This window comes from Sphingomonas sanguinis, from assembly GCF_001476905.1.
GTDB classification, from domain to species: Bacteria; Pseudomonadota; Alphaproteobacteria; order Sphingomonadales; family Sphingomonadaceae; genus Sphingomonas; species Sphingomonas sanguinis_B.
In genome coordinates this window covers 1-709 of record NZ_LDTE01000186.1, presented here as the reverse complement: position 1 = coordinate 709, position 709 = coordinate 1, and the positions used below count along the sequence as shown (strand labels likewise).

General features: G+C 69.8%; 1 protein-coding gene. It reads left to right on the top strand.

Going from position 1 to position 709, the window contains the following annotated elements:
* Positions 1 to 63: 63 nt before the first annotated feature.
* The coding region (locus SB4_RS18440; RefSeq protein ID WP_193753892.1) for an efflux RND transporter permease subunit at positions 64 to 709 on the top strand (646 nt) is incomplete at its 3' end.

Below are 709 nucleotides of genomic sequence, written 5' to 3'. Positions count from 1 at the left end.
GCTCGGGGCGCTGGAGGCGCTGCTCCAGCTGCGCGCGCTCAATGGCGGGGCGGCGCTGGCCCGATGAAGCGCTGGCTCGATCTCGTTACCCGCCACCGGCTGGGCGTCGCGCTGGTCGCGGCGCTGATCGCCGCGATCGGGCTGTGGTCCTTCGCCAATCTCCAGATCGACGCCATCCCCGACATCACCGGGGTTCAGGTGCAGATCAACACCACGGTTCCGGCCCTCGCGCCCGAGGAGATCGAGCGGCTGGTGACCCTGCCCATCGAGCGCGCCATGGGCGGCCAGCCGGGGCTGGACCAGACGCGCTCGCTGACCAAGACTGGCCTGTCGCAGGTCACGCTTCTGTATAAAGACGGCACCGACCAGCTGAAGGCGCGTCAGCTCGTCACCGAACGGCTGGCGGCGGTGCGTGACCAGCTGCCGCCGGGCAGCACGCCGCAGCTGGCGCCGATCACCACCGGGCTGGGCGAGATCTTCTACTATACGCTGGAATGGCGAAAGCCGCCGCCGGGGCTGGATGCGCAAGGCCAGCTGATGGCTCTGTACGAGGCGCAGGAATATACCGTCCGCCCGATGCTGCGCGCCGTGGCGGGGGTCGCCGACGTCAACTCCAACGGCGGGCTGGAGGAGCAATATGTCGTCGAGCCCGATCCCGTCCGGCTGACGATGCACGGCGTCACCGCAGGCGAGCTGGCCGCGGCGGTCA